General features: G+C 29.0%; 15 protein-coding genes. 12 read left to right on the top strand and 3 right to left on the bottom strand.

Annotated features, from left to right (window positions below):
* The first annotated feature begins 133 nt into the window (after nt 1-133).
* From htpG to BM335_RS15060, 4 genes are all read left to right on the top strand, one after another.
* The gene (gene htpG, locus BM335_RS15075) at nt 134-2,023 is read left to right on the top strand and encodes a molecular chaperone HtpG (protein ID WP_090230536.1); all 1,890 of its coding nucleotides are present in this window, start codon (nt 134-136) and stop codon (nt 2,021-2,023) included.
* A gap of 142 nt (nt 2,024-2,165) precedes the next feature.
* Entirely contained in the window at nt 2,166-2,843 is a 678-nt protein-coding gene (locus tag BM335_RS15070) for a hypothetical protein (protein ID WP_143102437.1), read from the top strand.
* Nucleotides 2,844-2,850: 7 nt separating this feature from the next.
* Nucleotides 2,851-3,234 carry an NUDIX hydrolase gene (locus tag BM335_RS15065; protein WP_143102436.1) on the top strand — a complete coding sequence of 128 codons (384 nt, stop codon included), beginning with the start codon at nt 2,851-2,853 and terminating at the stop codon, nt 3,232-3,234.
* A 91-nt stretch (nt 3,235-3,325) separates the two neighbouring features.
* A complete protein-coding gene (locus tag BM335_RS15060) occupies nt 3,326-4,219 on the top strand; it encodes an RluA family pseudouridine synthase (RefSeq protein WP_090230520.1) in 894 nt (297 codons plus the stop codon).
* A 6-nt stretch (nt 4,220-4,225) separates the two neighbouring features.
* Here the strand turns inward: BM335_RS15060 and BM335_RS15055 are convergent, their stop codons facing one another.
* Entirely contained in the window at nt 4,226-5,014 is a 789-nt protein-coding gene (locus tag BM335_RS15055) for a S1/P1 nuclease (RefSeq protein ID WP_090230517.1), read from the bottom strand.
* A 112-nt stretch (nt 5,015-5,126) separates the two neighbouring features.
* Between BM335_RS15055 and BM335_RS15050 the strand changes: the two genes are divergently transcribed.
* From BM335_RS15050 to BM335_RS15030, 6 genes are all read left to right on the top strand, one after another.
* On the top strand, nt 5,127-5,987 hold the full coding sequence (locus tag BM335_RS15050) for an SPFH domain-containing protein (protein ID WP_090230512.1): 861 nt from the start codon (nt 5,127-5,129) through the stop codon (nt 5,985-5,987).
* A 76-nt stretch (nt 5,988-6,063) separates the two neighbouring features.
* Nucleotides 6,064-6,225 carry a DUF4177 domain-containing protein gene (locus BM335_RS15785; RefSeq protein ID WP_177219227.1) on the top strand — a complete coding sequence of 54 codons (162 nt, stop codon included), beginning with the start codon at nt 6,064-6,066 and terminating at the stop codon, nt 6,223-6,225.
* Nucleotides 6,226-6,732 (top strand): hypothetical protein, encoded by a 507-nt coding sequence (locus tag BM335_RS15940; RefSeq protein WP_245780686.1) that lies wholly within the window; start codon nt 6,226-6,228, stop codon nt 6,730-6,732.
* Nucleotides 6,729-7,676 (top strand): alpha/beta hydrolase family protein, encoded by a 948-nt coding sequence (locus BM335_RS15040; protein ID WP_090230508.1) that lies wholly within the window; start codon nt 6,729-6,731, stop codon nt 7,674-7,676. The genes BM335_RS15940 and BM335_RS15040 overlap by 4 nt, the downstream gene beginning before the upstream one ends.
* Nucleotides 7,677-7,678: 2 nt before the next feature.
* Nucleotides 7,679-7,858 (top strand): type II toxin-antitoxin system antitoxin, encoded by a 180-nt coding sequence (locus tag BM335_RS15035; RefSeq protein ID WP_090230503.1) that lies wholly within the window; start codon nt 7,679-7,681, stop codon nt 7,856-7,858.
* Nucleotides 7,851-8,765, top strand: a complete 915-nt coding sequence (locus tag BM335_RS15030; protein ID WP_177219226.1) for an aldose 1-epimerase — start codon at nt 7,851-7,853, stop codon at nt 8,763-8,765. Before BM335_RS15035 ends, BM335_RS15030 begins: the two co-directional genes overlap by 8 nt.
* A gap of 70 nt (nt 8,766-8,835) precedes the next feature.
* Here the strand turns inward: BM335_RS15030 and BM335_RS15025 are convergent, their stop codons facing one another.
* A complete protein-coding gene (locus tag BM335_RS15025; protein ID WP_090230496.1) occupies nt 8,836-11,013 on the bottom strand; it encodes a S46 family peptidase in 2,178 nt (725 codons plus the stop codon).
* Nucleotides 11,014-11,028: 15 nt separating this feature from the next.
* Nucleotides 11,029-13,230 carry a S46 family peptidase gene (locus BM335_RS15020; RefSeq protein WP_090230491.1) on the bottom strand — a complete coding sequence of 734 codons (2,202 nt, stop codon included), beginning with the start codon at nt 13,228-13,230 and terminating at the stop codon, nt 11,029-11,031.
* A gap of 102 nt (nt 13,231-13,332) precedes the next feature.
* Here BM335_RS15020 and BM335_RS15015 point away from each other — a divergent pair, with 102 nt between their 5' ends.
* Nucleotides 13,333-14,634, top strand: coding sequence for a DUF819 family protein (locus BM335_RS15015; RefSeq protein WP_090230486.1), 1,302 nt, complete (start codon nt 13,333-13,335; stop codon nt 14,632-14,634).
* Between the two features lie 53 nt (nt 14,635-14,687).
* The gene (locus BM335_RS15010) at nt 14,688-15,386 is read left to right on the top strand and encodes a DUF4369 domain-containing protein (RefSeq protein WP_090230476.1); all 699 of its coding nucleotides are present in this window, start codon (nt 14,688-14,690) and stop codon (nt 15,384-15,386) included.
* Nucleotides 15,387-15,460: the final 74 nt, after the last annotated feature.

Raw genomic sequence — 15,460 nt, 5'->3', positions numbered from 1 at the left:
TTAAAATTTATTAATAAAGTTAAAAAATAAAACTATAATGAAACAACATTATGTCAGTTTGTCATAATTTTTTGTTTGGTATTCTATTTGACTATATAAATTCATTAATAATAAATTAAAAAAAATTATACATATGGCAACTGGAAATATAAATGTAACGGCAGAAAATATTTTTCCTATTATTAAAAAATTCTTGTACTCTGATCACGAAATATTTTTACGTGAATTAATTTCTAATGCAACTGATGCAACTTTAAAATTAAAACATCTTTCAACTTTAGGTGAAATTAAAGGTGATATTGGTTCTCCAATAATTGAAATTAAGGTTGATAAAGACAAAAAAGAAATTAGAATTATTGACCAAGGAATTGGTATGACTGGTGAAGAAGTTGAAAAATACATAAACCAAGTAGCCTTTTCTGGTGCTGAAGAATTTGTTGAAAAATACAAAGATAAAGTTGAAGATTCAGGAATAATTGGTCATTTCGGACTAGGATTTTACTCATCATTTATGGTGGCAAGTAAAGTAGAAATTTTCACAAAATCTTTTGCGGATGATGCAAAAGCTGTGCGTTGGGAATGCGATGGAAGTCCAAAATATACTTTAGAAGAAACAGATAAAACTGAAAGAGGAACTGAAATTGTGTTACATATTGATGACGATTCTTTAGAGTTTTTAGAAGAAAGCAGAATAACACAACTGCTAAATAAATACAATAAATTTATGCCAATTCCAATTAAATTTGGAACAAAAGAAAAAACTTTACCATTACCAGAAGGAGCTGCAGAAGATGCAAAACCTGAAAAAATTACTGTAGACAATATTGTAAACAATCCAACTCCAGCATGGACAAAAAATCCTACTGATTTAAAAGATGAAGATTATAAAGAGTTTTACAGAGAATTGTATCCAATGCAATTTGAAGATCCTTTATTTAACATTCACTTAAATGTAGACTATCCTTTTAACTTAACAGGAATTTTATATTTCCCAAAAATCAGCAAAAACGTAGATCCAACTAAAGACAGAATTCAACTATATCAAAATCAAGTATTTGTAACTGATAATGTAGAAGGAATTGTACCAGATTTCTTACAAATGTTACGTGGTGTAATTGACTCACCAGACATTCCTTTAAACGTATCTCGTTCATATTTACAAGCTGATGGAGCTGTTAAAAAAATATCAAGTTATATCACTCGTAAAGTTGCTGATAAATTGGTAAGTTTATTTAAAAACGACCGAAAAGCTTTTGAAGAAAAATGGGACGATATTAAAATTATTATTGAGTATGGAATGCTTTCTGAAGAGAAATTCTTCGAAAAATCTGACAAATTTGCATTGTACCCAACAGTAAACAAAGAGTATTTTATTTTTGATGAATTAATTGAAAAAATAAAACCTGCACAAACTGATAAAGATGATAAAGTTGTAATTTTATATGCTTCGGATGAAAAAACCCAACACAGTTATATTGATGCTGCTAAAGAAAAAGGATACGAAGTTTTATTGTTAGATTCTCCAATTGTTTCGCATTTAATTCAAAAATTAGAAAGTAGCAAAGAAAATATCCATTTTGCAAGAGTTGATGCTGATCATATTGATAATTTAATTAACAAAAATGAAGATAAAATTAGCAAATTATCAGATGAAGAAAAAGAAACGTTAAAACCAATTATTGAAAACGCTATTCCAAAAGAAACATATACTGTTCAATTAGAAGCAATGGACTCTAATGCAAATCCGTTTATAATTACCCAACCAGAATTTATGCGTAGAATGAAAGAAATGCAAGCAACTGGTGGCGGTGGTTTTATGGGAATGGGCAATTTTCCAGAAATGTACAATCTTGTTGTGAATACAAATAATGAATTAATTGGTGAAATTTTAAATACAAAAACAGAAAAGAAACAAGAACGTTTAATTAAACAAGCTTTTGATTTGGCACGTTTATCTCAAAACCTTTTAAAAGGTGAAGAGTTAACTAATTTTATTAAACGTAGTTTTCAAATGATAAAATAATCATCGTATATCATACAGTTTAACAAACAATTATAAAATGCTTCAAATTAATTTGAAGCATTTTTTATTATTTTTGACTCCAAAATAAGTTATATTAATAATTGGCACTTTTATTGTTACTATAGTTTAAATAAAATAAAAAATGAAATTTCAATATTTATACTTTTTTCTGCTTATAAGTTTCACTTCATTAACAGTGTTTTCACAAAACGACACTTCAAAAGTAAAAAAAATAGATAATGAAGTTACTTTGCCTAAAAATAATGGACAACTTAAAGTAGATTTTTCTAAAGTTAAAATAAATCCGAATACCAATTTAGATCTTAAAATTGAAGAAAAAGTTAATACAAATGCTATAAATAATAATTTAAATAAATATAACACCACAAATAATTCTAACTTTTTGCTAGAAACGTTACCCGAAGATAGAGATATCACTGGAAAAAAATATTGGAACAACGAAGATGTTACCCACAAAAAATTAAAAACATCTGTAAGCCTCGGAACCTTAAACAGTAAAACTAAAACTGTAAAAATTGAATGTAGAGATTACAGTTATGTTGATGGAGATAGAATTAGAATTTATATTAACGAACAAGTTGTAAGTGATAATATTGGTTTAAAAGGAAATTATTACGTTTATTACCTTACGCTTGAAAAAGGTTATAATAAAATTGATTTTCAAGCACTTAATCAAGGACTCTCTGGTCCAAATACTGCCGAATTAAATATTTACGACGCAAACGGAACTCTTATTTCTTCCAAAGAATGGGGTTTATCAACAGGAGAAATTGCTACATTAGGTGTTTTATTTTATTAAAAAAATTATGGTACTTTCTGCTTCTGGCATCATTATTCAAAGAAAAAAAATTCTATTACTTCAACGCTCTAATTATACACAATTATACGCAGGCTATTGGGGCTGCCCAGGCGGAAGAGCTGAACCTGGAGAAACCGCAGAACAAAATGTAATTAGAGAAGTAAAAGAAGAATGTAATTTAGATTTTTTACCTACTGAAATTATTAAAACTGGTGATTGGCAAGGCAGAAAATTTTATCGATTTTTAGGAAAATGGACTGGAAATATTAAAATTCAGGAAGAAGAAGTTGTAGATTATAACTGGTTTACATTTAATGAAACACAAAAATTACAATTAGCGTTTGATTACAAAGAAATTGTTGATTTACTACACTATAAAAGTTTAATTTAACATTTTATTAATAAGATGAAGGTTATAAGAGCGTAACTATATACTTTTACAATCGTCTTTGTAATAGAATCTAATTTAATAATCTCACGTTATAAAATCGATCCATACACATATTGTTCCAAAAAATATCGAAAATATTCGTTTACAAGAATATGCTCCATCAATTTTTAAAGAATTTATTCCATCAAAAAGTGGTATAAAAAAAGCCATAAAAAATGGTCAAGTTTTATTAAATGGGAAAATAGCACAAACAGGTAGTTGGATTAACTTTGGCCAAAGTATAGAGTTAATTGAAAATCCATCAAACAAACCTAAGGTATATGAATATAGTTTAGAAGTTATTTTTGAAGATGAACATTTGGCTGTTATTAATAAACCCCCAGGAATTACAGTTAGTAGCAATGCTTTTAAAAATATTTTTAACGCTTTGCCTTTTAATTTAACCGAAAGCACTGCTACTGATAAATTATTTAAACCAACGCCTGTTCATAGATTGGATAACCAAACATCAGGGATTTTATTAATTGCCAAAACAAAAACTGCACAAATTGAATTAGGAAATCAATTTATGAACCAAACTATTCAAAAAAAATATTGTACAATAGTAATTGGAGAAGTACTTAATAAACAGGTAATTACAACAACTATTGAAAATAAAAATGCTGAAACAAGTTTTGAGATTATTAAAGTTGTTAAGTCTTTAAAATATAATAATCTAACCTGTTTAAAAGTTGCTCCAAAAACAGGTAGAACACATCAAATAAGAATTCATTTATCGTCAATTGGTCATCCTATTTTAGGTGATAAACTTTATGGTAACCAAGAAACGTTACATAAAGGTAAAGGACTTTTTTTAGCTGCAACTGAAATTACATTATTGCATCCAAAAACATTTACACCTTTACATTTTAAAATAGATGTTCCAAATAAATTTAATTCACTTTTAATTCGTGAAAAAAGACGTTGGAACACCTATAATAAATAATATAATTTAGCTAAAAATAGTATTTAAAACCTCAGCCAACCTAATCCCTCCTACTTGCAATTGAGAACGAACTAATTCAAAATTATTATATACATAATTGTAACCTAACTTTTCTCCAACCTCAGCAGATCCATAAACTTTAATAGCTAATTGTTGCGTTTCATTTGCCCAATCAGCAATAGAACCCTTTTGTAAATACTTAATTTGTTCTTTAGAAATTTTATCAGTGTTGTCTGCCAACTCCGTAAAAGTCATATTATAATGTTCTATCATTTTAGAATCCCATACAGAGTGTAAATTAGTTCCATCATTAAACCATCTTACCTGTATATCATTACCTCCTTTATCTTCTGATCTGCCAACATGCATTGGTTGATGCAAATCTCCCATTAAATGTACTAACATTTTTAAATAAAAAGCCTTATCCTCTTTTGAAGCATTTTTATCTAACAAAACCTCTTTACATTTATTAATTCCACTCACTAAGTCTCCATCTTTATTTTTTTCAGAATCTTCATATTTTACATCAAACGGCATATTTATATAATGCCAAGTGTAAAATTCTTTATATCTTTTGTCTGATTTAATATCATCTCCAAAGGTAGAAACCAATGCCAAACTTTTACCATTTAATAACTCTTCAACTTTTCGTTTTGCTTTTGATGTTAAATAACCTTCTGCAATTTTTCCAATTGTTCTGTGTCCTGTTGCTCCCCACTCAGGATTTGAAGCATTTACTGAAGATAAAACAAACGTAAAAGCCAATAAAATAGGCAACAATTTATATGTTTTCATTTAAAATATTTTTTTTGCTAAGATATAAATAATGTCCATGATTTATTTGTATTTCTTTAAAAAAAATTCATATCTTTATAATATCATTTTAATATCATTAAAAATCAACATCATGACTCAAGAAAAAATTATTAAATTATCAAATGGCTATTTTATGCTATTTGTGCTTGTTCTGTTAATCGCAGGAGGAATATGCGGCTTAGTATATTCAATTTTAGGCTTATTTATTGCGCTTTTAATTTTAACAATAATTACAATTCCAGGCTTCTTTTTAGTAAATCCAAATACATCAAAAGTACTATTACTTTTTGGGAAATATATTGGTACTGTAAAAGAGAATGGTTTTTATTGGGCAAATCCACTGTATACTAAAAAAAGTATTTCATTAAGAGCAAGTAATTTTGATAGTGAACGTGTAAAAGTAAATGATAAACTGGGAAACCCAATTATGATAAGTACTATTGCAGTTTGGAAAGTAAAAGATACCTATAAAGCTGCTTTTGATGTTGACAATTATGAAAATTTTGTACGCGTACAATCTGATGCAGCAGTTAGAAAACTTGCCAGTTTATATCCTTATGATAATTTTGAAGATGACGGAAAAGCTGAAGAAATTACACTAAGAGCTAGTGTAAACGAAGTAAGCGAAGCTCTTGAACTAGAGTTATCTGAACGCTTAGAAATGGCTGGAATTGAAGTTTTAGAAGCCAGAATAGGTTATTTAGCCTACGCACAAGAAATTGCAAGTGCTATGTTAAAACGTCAACAAGCAACCGCAATTATTGCTGCACGTCATAAAATTGTTGAAGGAGCTGTTGGAATGGTAGAAATGGCGCTGCATAAACTAAGTAAAGACAATATTGTTGATTTAGACGAAGAACGTAAAGCTGCAATGGTAAGCAATTTAATGGTAGTACTTTGTTCTGATAAAGATGTAGCGCCAATTGTAAATACTGGAACATTAAATCATTAAACTATGATCACAGTTTTAACATATCTATCAATTATTATAACAATACTATTTTCAACTCTAATTTAACCATCTAAAAATGAAAGAATATAAAATTATAAAAAAAGGTATTTGGGGAAAAGATGCCGATTTTGAAGACAATATAAATCAATTTGCTAGAGAAGGTTGGACTGTTAATAGTGTAACACATCATGGAGGTAGTTTTATGAAAGCACTATTAGAACGAGAAAAAAACAGATAAATGAAAATATTTATTGAAGAGCAAAAGTTTAACCAACCATTAGTATTCATTGGTTTATTTTTTGTATTTACTATTGTATCCATAACAACTTTTCAAAATTGGGAAGTAATCAGTAATGGAAACATAGGCGCTAAAATTGGAAGTATAAGTGGTATTATAATTGTATTACTTGTAGCCTTACTTTTTATTTTTTTAAAACTGAAAACACGTATTGATGAAATAGGAATACACTATCAATTTTATCCATTTCACCTAAATTCAAAAACAATCACTTGGAATTTAATTTCAAAATGTTACATTAGAAATTACAATGCCATTAGTGAATATGGCGGTTGGGGAATAAAATTTAGCTATTTCAAAAAAAAAGAAAAAAGCTTTACAACTAAAGGTAATATTGGTTTACAATTAGAATTAAAAAATGGGAAAAAAATATTATTAGGAACGCAATTAAAAGATAGTTTGCAAAAAACTTTAGATAATTATCAGCAAAAAATAACATTAAAATGAAACTAAACATTCTTTTCATAATTTTTGTATTTATATACAGTTTTTCTTTTTCACAAAAAAAAAATTATAACGAAATAGCACAAGAAATACCAGCTTATGCAACAACCTTAAACGGTACGCTATTAAAAATAAATTCAAACAAAAAAACACCTTTGGTTATTTTAATTCCAGGCTCTGGACCAACTGACAGAGATGGAAATAACACCGCAATGAAAAATAACTCACTAAAGTTTTTAGCTGAAAAATTAGCCGAAAACAATATTGCTTCTTATAGGTTTGATAAAAGTGTACTCTCCTTTTCAAAAGAACAATTAGCAACGGTTGACACCCTTAAATTTGAGTCATTTATTTATGATGCTAAAGCAGTTATATCGTATTTTAAAAATTCAAAAAAATATTCAAAAATAATAGTTGCAGGACATAGCCAAGGAAGTTTAGTTGGAATGATTGCAAGTGCCAACAACGCCGATGCATTTATATCTTTAGAAGGTGCTGGAAGAGCTATTGATGAAGTTTTAATTGAACAAATTGGAAAACAAGCACCATTTTTAAAAGAGGAAACTGTTAGAGTATTAGATTCGTTAAAAAAGGAAGTTATTGTTGAAGATTTTAATCCAATGTTAGTTTCTGTATTCAACAAATCTGTACAACCTTTTTTAATTTCATGGATAAAATATAACCCTCAAGAAGAAATTAAAAAACTTAAAATTCCAACACTTATCATTAACGGATCAAAAGACATTCAAGTGCAAAATATGGATGCCGAACTGCTTCATAAAGCAACACCAAATTCTCAACTTTTTATTATTGAAGATATGAATCATATTTTAAAAGAAATTAAAGGTGATTTAAACGAAAATATGAGTTCGTATAACAACCCAGAATTACCAATAAAAGATGAATTAACAACAATTATAACAACATTTATTAACGAACTTAAATAACTATGGCAAATAAAAAAGCATTTGCATTACGTATAAACGAAGACATGTTAAAAGCTATTGAAAAATGGGCTGCAGATGAATTTCGTTCCACTAACGGTCAGTTAGAATGGATGCTAAATCAATGCTTAAAAGATGCAAATAGATTACCTAAAAAAAACAATAGCACAAAAGATAATGTTTAAAATTACAACTACCCAAAACCAAAATTCACTTTTAAATGAAGTAACTATTACAAATAAATATTTAAATATAAAAAGTACTATTTACCCAAACCTAGGTGCTTCACTTCAAAAATTAACAAAAAATAGCATTGAAATAATTGATGGAATCACCAATGATGAAAAAGGGTTAGAATTATATAAAAACAAATTTAACTCATCATTTTTATTCCCATCACCTAATAGAATTGATGATGGAAAATATACTTTTAACAATAAAACCTATCAGCTAGCATGTAATGAAACAGCCTTAAACAACTCATTACACGGTCACATTTTTAACAAAAGATTTAAAATAATTAAAACTGAAGCTACGGAAGAAAACGCAGAAATAACGTTAAGCTATTCTAACAATGGAGATACTATTGGATTTCCTTTTGCTTACAAAATTGATATTACATATACGTATACAAAAAACAATTTAGCAATTAGTTTTAATGTAGTTAATAATAGTAATGAGGAATTTCCTTTCGGACTTGGTTGGCATCCCTATTTTAAATCAACCAACTTATCAAAAAGCATTTTAAATTTTGATGGTACTAAAAAATACAACTTAAATGAAAAAATGATTCCACAGAATGAAATTCAAATACCATTTAAAACACCCTTAACTATAGAAGATACTTTTTTAGATGATTGCTTTTTAATTGAAAAAAACCAAACAATATTTAAAACTCCAGATTATGAAATTACCCTAGATTTTGCTTGTACATCAAATGAAAATTATTTGCAATGTTACACACCAAACACAAGAGATTGTATTGCAATTGAACCTATGACCTGTGCTCCAAATAGTTTTAATAACAAACGTGGCTTATTAACTTTAATACCTAAAGAATCTTTTGATTGGCAAATAAACTTAAAGTTTTAAAAAACCGCTTAATCATATATAAAAAAAACTCCAAATTTTCATTTGGAGTTTTTTTTAAAAATGTTTTCTATTATTTTTTTGGATGCACCAAAGTCATTTCTTCAATAAGGTTTTTAGCACCTGCATATTTATCTATAATAAATAATACGTAACGAATATCAACCATAATACTACGTACAATATCTGCATCAAAGTATAAATCACTCATCGTTCCTTCCCAAGTTGTATCAAAAGCTAACCCAATTAAATTTCCATTAGCATCAATAATTGGGCTACCAGAGTTTCCTCCCGTCATATGGTTTGTTGATAAAATATTTACAGGCATTTTACCATTTTCTCCATACTGACCGTAATCTTTTGCATAGTATAAATCTTGTAATTTTTGTGGCACATCAAATTCATAATCTCCAGGAATGTATTTTTCCATTACACCTTTTAAGTATGTTTTTGTTGTGTAAGTTACTCCATCTTTTGGGCTATAACCTTGTGCCATTCCATAATTTACACGTAACGTACTGTTAGCATCTGGGAAAAAACGTTTGTTTGGAAACACTTCCATTAACGCTTTCATATATTCTTTTTGAAGCGCTTCAATTTGTAAGTTTAACGCTTGGAATTTAGGTTCTAACTGAGTATAAAAAATACTGTGTAATTCTTTTCCAAATTTATAAGCTTTATCAGCGTTAATTTTCTTAATTACATCGGCTGGTTTACCTGATAATAATTCTTTTGCACCAGCTAAAGATGTTAATTTAGAAGTTGCATAAATATCATTTGCTAGTTTAGAAAAATCAACATTTTTCATATTAGCAGGAACATATTCAGCAGGAGTTTTTGCAGCATATAAAGCTACTAATTTTTCAAAAACTGGTTTATCAACAACTGCACTATAATTTTTGTACGTACCTTCTAAACCTCCTAAAATGTTTTGTCTGGCATTTTCAAAAGCTTGTTCTCCTCCTTTTAAATAAGCTTGTTCTAGTTGAAAAACTCTAAAAGTTACACCCAATAACTCTACATTTCTGTAAGCAATTTCAATCCAATAATCACGTGCTAAAGAAACGCTTTCTATTTCTTTATATAATTTTTCAAAATCAGATAACAACGTTGAATAACCTACTAAATCTTTTTCTTCAACTATTTTAGAAAACTCATTTTCTTCAGCCTTTTTAAAATCGATGGCTTTTGTTTGATGAATTCCTTGATTTTCACCAATCCATTTTTTCCAATAATTAGCTGTAGAAGCAAATTTTGATGCATATTTTATTTTAATATCTGCATCTTTGCGCATATAAGAATCTATAATTTTTAATGCATTATCTCTTACTTCAATTTTAGCAGGATTCAATACATTTACAATTTGATCTACTGCAACAGCCGGTAAATACTCATTTGTTCTTCCTGGAAAACCAAAAACCATAGTAAAATCTCTTTCTTCAACACCATCTAATGATATTGGTAAATAATGTGCTGGTTTGTAAGGAACATTTTCTTTTGCATATTTAGCAGGACGATTATTTGCATCTGCATATACTCTAAACATAGAGAAATCTCCTGTATGTCTTGGCCACATCCAGTTATCAGTATCTGCACCAAACTTACCAATTGATGTTGGAGGCGCACCAACCAAACGCACATCTGTAAATACTTCTGTTACAAACAATAAGTATTGATTTCCTTTGTAAAAAGAACGTACATAAGAATCTTGCCATTCTTCTTTTTGAACTTCTTTATTTACTTTTAAAATATTTTGATTTACAATTTTCATTTTTTCAGCTTCATCCATATCATCAGAAATACCTTCAAAAACTTTTGCAGTTACATCATCAATTCTTTTAATGAATGTTGCTGTTAAGCTTTCATTTGGTAATTCTTCTTCATAACTCATGGCCCAAAAACCATCTTTTAAATAATCGTGATCTACTGAAGAATGTGATTGAATAACTCCATAACCACAGTGGTGATTTGTTAATAATAATCCGTTTGGTGAAATAATTTCAGATGTGCAACCTCCACCAAAATGCGCAATAGCATCTTTTAAGCTCGAATTATTTACATCGTAAATATCTTTGGCAGTCATTTTACTACCAAGTAATTGCATTTCTTGTTCATTCATTCCTTCTAATAATGAAGGAACCCACATTCCACCTTGAATTTTGCGCGTATCAACCTTTTCAGAAACCTGCGCTATTGAATTTAGCGATATAAAAAGAACCGCTAGTGCTACATAAAATTTAAAATATCTCATTTTCTATTGTTTAATTTATTTTTTAGGATGTACTAAAGTCATCTCGTTTATTAAGTTTTTTGCTCCGGCAAATTTATCTACAATAAATAATACATAACGCACATCTACCATAATATTTCTACAGATATCTGGGTCGTAATTCATATCACTCATAGTTCCTTCCCAAACTCTATCAAAATTTAAACCTATTAAATTTCCGTGAGCATCAATTGCTGGACTTCCAGAGTTTCCTCCTGTGGTATGATTTGTGCCAATAAAACAAACTGGCATTTTACCGTTTTCACCATAAGGTCCGTAATCTTTAGCTTCATATAAATCTAACAACTTTTGTGGAACGTTAAATTCATAATCACCAGGAACATATTTTTCAATAACACCATCTAAATAGGTTGTTGTATTGTAATAAACACCATCTCTTGGCTCATACCCTCTAACTTGTCCATACGTTACACGTAATGTACTATTTGCATCTGGGAAAAAGCGTTTGTTTGGGAACACTTCCATTAAAGCTTTCATATATTTCTTCTGAACAGCAACAATTTGCATGTTTAATTCTTGAAATTTAGGTTCTAAAGTTGTATAAAACATCGTGTGCCATTCTTTTCCAAAAGCATAAGCTTTATCTGCATTTAGTTTTTTAATTACTTCTTCGGCTGAACCTGAAAATAATTCTTTAGCACCTTCATAAGAAGTTAATTTTGAAGTTGTATAAATATCATTTGTTAATTTCTCAAAATTAACATCTTTCATATTAGATGGTAAATACTCTTTTGGTGATTTTTCAGCATATAAACTCACTAATTTTTCAAAAACAGGTTTATCTACAGTTGCATTGTAATTTTTATAAGTTCCTTCTAGTCTTCCTAAAATAGATTGACGCGCATTTTCAAACGCTTGTTCTCCACCACGTAAATATGCTTGCTCCAGTTGAAATGCTCTAAAAGTTATTCCTAATAATTCTACATTTCTGTACGCTACTTCAATCCAGTAATCACGTGCTAAAGAAACTTTTTCAATTTCTTTATATAAATTTTCAAAATCAGCTAATAAAGTTGAGTAACCAACTAAATCTTTTTCAGCTACTATTTTAGAAAACTCAGTTTCTAAATCTCTTTTCTTTTGAATTGCATTTGATTTTTTAATTCCTTGATTTTCGCCAATCCATTTTTTCCAATAATTTGCTGTTGAGGCATATTTTGATGCATATTGAATTTTAATAGCTGGATCAGTTCTCATATAAGAGTCAACAATTTTTAGCGCATTGTCTCTTACCTCAATTTTTGCTGGATTTAATACATTTACAATTTGATCAACTGCAACTGCTGGTAAATACTCATCTGTACTTCCAGGAAAACCAAATACTAATGTAAAATCTTTTTCAGCAACACCATCTAAAGAAATTGGCAAATAATGTTTTGGTTTGTAAGGAACATTTTCTTTAGAATATTCTGCCGGACGATTATTTGCATCGGCATAAATTCTGAACATGGAAAAATCACCGGTATGTCTTGGCCACATCCAATTATCTGTATCTGCACCAAATTTTCCTATTGATGATGGTGGTGCGCCTACCAAACGAACATCTTTATAAATTTCTGTTACAAAAAGTAAATATTGATTCCCATCGTAAAAAGATTTTACATTGGCATTTTGCCAAGATTCTTTTTGAGCAGCTTTGGTAGCTTTATCAATATTTTGATTAATTAACTTCATTTTAGTAACCTCATCCATAGAATCAAGAACACCTTCAAAAACTTGAGATGTTACATCATCAATTCTTTTAATAAAAGTAACGGTCATACCTGGGTTAGCTAATTCTTCATCATAATTCATTGCCCAGAAACCATTTTCTAGATAATCATGTTCAACAGATGAGTGTGATTGAATTGCGCCAAATCCACAATGATGATTTGTTAATAATAATCCATTTGGTGAAATAATTTCCGAAGTACAACCTCCGTTAAAATGCACAATGGCATCTTTTAAGCTAGAATTATTTACATCATAAATATCTTTGGCAGTCATTTTACTACCAAGTTGCATCATTTCAGTTTCGTTCATACCTTCTAATAAAGATGGAATCCACATTCCTCCTTGAATTTCACGAGTATCAACTTCAACAGTAACAGGCTTTTGTACAACAGAATTTGTTTCCTGAACGGATTTACAAGAAATTGTAATTAAAGCTACAATTAAATAGAGTTTTATATATTTCATTTAGTTAATTTTTTAATTTAACAAATATACTAAACCAAAAACTCATTTTTTGCGAATAAAGTCACAAATAATGTTAAATTAGCCAAAATTGAAAAAAAACATATGGATAATACACCCTTTTTTACACAAGACACAATTGTATTTGGAATTTTAATGCTAACGCTTGGCTTTGTTTTTTACACATCATCAAGCACAAATAGCAGTTGGAAAAAGTTTTACAAATATGTCCCTGCGTTGTTAATGGCATATATGTTACCTGCTATTTTTACATCAACAGGAATTATTGCTCCTGAATGGGAAACTGCTAATAAAACAGGCGAAATAACAAAACATGGCTCTCAATTATATTATATAGCCAGTAGATTTTTATTACCTGCAGCATTGGTTTTAATGACCTTAAGTATCGATTTAAAAGCTGTTTTTAATTTAGGCCCAAAAGCTTTAATTATGTTTTTAACAGGAACTGTAGGAATTATAATTGGCGGCCCAATTGCTGTACTTTTAATATCTTTAATTTCACCTGAAACTGTTGGAGGCGCTGGCCCAGATGCTGTTTGGAGAGGATTAGCCACTTTAGCCGGAAGTTGGATTGGCGGCGGAGCAAACCAAGCTGCAATGCTAGAAATTTATCATTTTAACACTAAAAATTATGCGAGTTTTGTAATTGTTGATATTGTAGTTGCAAATATTTGGATGGCAATTTTATTATTAGGAATTGGAAAAACTGAAAAGATAGACAAATGGCTAAAAGCTGATAGTTCGGCAATTGAAACTTTAAAAGAAAAAGTATCTAGCTATTCTGCAAAAACAAATAGAAACCCAACTTTGTCTGATTTAATGGTTATTTTATCAATCGCATTTGTAACCGTTGGAGCTTCTCATTTTGGAGCCGATTTAATTTCTAACTATTTAACCAGCAACTTTGAAATAATTAGCGATAAAACCTCAGCAATGTCATCATTTGGTTCTCAGTTTTTTTGGATGATTAGTATTGCAACCATTTTAGGAATATTACTTTCTTTTACCAAATTAAAAAGTTATGAAGGCGCCGGAGCAAGTAAAATTGGTAGCGTTTTTATTTACATTTTAGTAGCATCAATTGGTATGAAAATGGATTTAACGCAAATTTTTGACAATCCAGGTTTATTATTTGTAGGTTTAATTTGGATGGCAACTCATGTTGCGCTTCTTATAATTATAGCAAAATTAATAAAAGCACCATTCTTCTTTTTAGCTATTGGTAGCCAAGCAAATGTTGGCGGCGCAGCATCCGCTCCAGTTGTAGCGGCAGCATTTCATCCATCATTAGCAACAGTTGGAGTTTTACTAGCTGTTTTTGGCTATGTTGTTGGAACTTATGGAGCTATGTTTACGGCAGAATTAATGCGAATTGTTGCACCTTAATTTATTCCAAAATTCAAAAAAATATAAGATATTTGTCCCTTAAATTTTATAAAATGAAAAAAATATTAAGTTGCGTTATTTTAGTTACGCTTTTATTTTCTTGTTCTGCTGATAAAAAAGAGAATATGCTTGTAAATGGTACTATTGATGGATTAAAAAAAGGTACTATTTATTTACAAAAAATTAAAGATACAGTATTAGTTTCTGTAGATTCAGTTGAAATAAATGGAGATGGAAAATTTGTTGTTTCAGATGAAGTAATATCTCCTGAAGTTTATTTTATATCATTAGATAAAATGGAATCAGAAAAAATTACATTTTTTGGAGAACAAGGTGAAATCTTTATCAATTCTAAAGTTGAGAAATTTGCAACATCAGCTAAAATATCAGGTTCTAAAAATCAAGAAAAATTAGAAGAACACAATGCAATGGCAAAAAAATTTACTGGAAAACAATTAGATCTATTTAAAGAAAAATTTGAAGCTCAAAAAGTAAATGACACCGCTTTATTAGCTAAATTACTAAAAGAAGAAAAAAACTTAATTAAGCGTAAATATTATTACACTACTAACTTTGCTGTTACCAATGCTGACTTTGAAACTGCTCCGTATTTAGCACTAACTGAATTGTACAACGCCAACATTAAGTTATTAGATACTGTAAATAATAGCTTAACCGCTAAAATTAAAAAATCTAAATATGGGCTTGAATTAGATGCTTATATTAAAGAAATAAAACAAAATGAAAACTAAATAAAAAAGCAACTCAATTGAGTTGCTTTTTTATTTTAATTTAGTTGTAACAAATTACACAAACGATATACTTA

Source organism: Lutibacter maritimus (assembly GCF_900116115.1).
GTDB lineage: Bacteria > Bacteroidota > Bacteroidia > Flavobacteriales > Flavobacteriaceae > Lutibacter > Lutibacter maritimus.
Note: the sequence above shows the minus strand (reverse complement) of the source record. Positions and strands in the feature narration are given on the sequence as shown.

What these genes read in the sequence shown, in the direction of transcription:
- htpG (WP_090230536.1), top strand. Translation starts at nt 134, where the DNA reads ATGGCAACTGGAAATATAAATGTAACGGCAGAAAATATTTTTCCTATT.
- BM335_RS15070 (WP_143102437.1), top strand. Translation starts at nt 2,166, where the DNA reads ATGAAATTTCAATATTTATACTTTTTTCTGCTTATAAGTTTCACTTCA.
- BM335_RS15065 (WP_143102436.1), top strand. Translation starts at nt 2,851, where the DNA reads ATGGTACTTTCTGCTTCTGGCATCATTATTCAAAGAAAAAAAATTCTA.
- BM335_RS15055 (WP_090230517.1), bottom strand. Translation starts at nt 5,014, where the DNA reads ATGAAAACATATAAATTGTTGCCTATTTTATTGGCTTTTACGTTTGTT.
- BM335_RS15050 (WP_090230512.1), top strand. Translation starts at nt 5,127, where the DNA reads ATGACTCAAGAAAAAATTATTAAATTATCAAATGGCTATTTTATGCTA.
- BM335_RS15785 (WP_177219227.1), top strand. Translation starts at nt 6,064, where the DNA reads ATGAAAGAATATAAAATTATAAAAAAAGGTATTTGGGGAAAAGATGCC.
- BM335_RS15940 (WP_245780686.1), top strand. Translation starts at nt 6,226, where the DNA reads ATGAAAATATTTATTGAAGAGCAAAAGTTTAACCAACCATTAGTATTC.
- BM335_RS15040 (WP_090230508.1), top strand. Translation starts at nt 6,729, where the DNA reads ATGAAACTAAACATTCTTTTCATAATTTTTGTATTTATATACAGTTTT.
- BM335_RS15035 (WP_090230503.1), top strand. Translation starts at nt 7,679, where the DNA reads ATGGCAAATAAAAAAGCATTTGCATTACGTATAAACGAAGACATGTTA.
- BM335_RS15030 (WP_177219226.1), top strand. Translation starts at nt 7,851, where the DNA reads ATGTTTAAAATTACAACTACCCAAAACCAAAATTCACTTTTAAATGAA.
- BM335_RS15025 (WP_090230496.1), bottom strand. Translation starts at nt 11,013, where the DNA reads ATGAGATATTTTAAATTTTATGTAGCACTAGCGGTTCTTTTTATATCG.
- BM335_RS15020 (WP_090230491.1), bottom strand. Translation starts at nt 13,230, where the DNA reads ATGAAATATATAAAACTCTATTTAATTGTAGCTTTAATTACAATTTCT.
- BM335_RS15015 (WP_090230486.1), top strand. Translation starts at nt 13,333, where the DNA reads ATGGATAATACACCCTTTTTTACACAAGACACAATTGTATTTGGAATT.
- BM335_RS15010 (WP_090230476.1), top strand. Translation starts at nt 14,688, where the DNA reads ATGAAAAAAATATTAAGTTGCGTTATTTTAGTTACGCTTTTATTTTCT.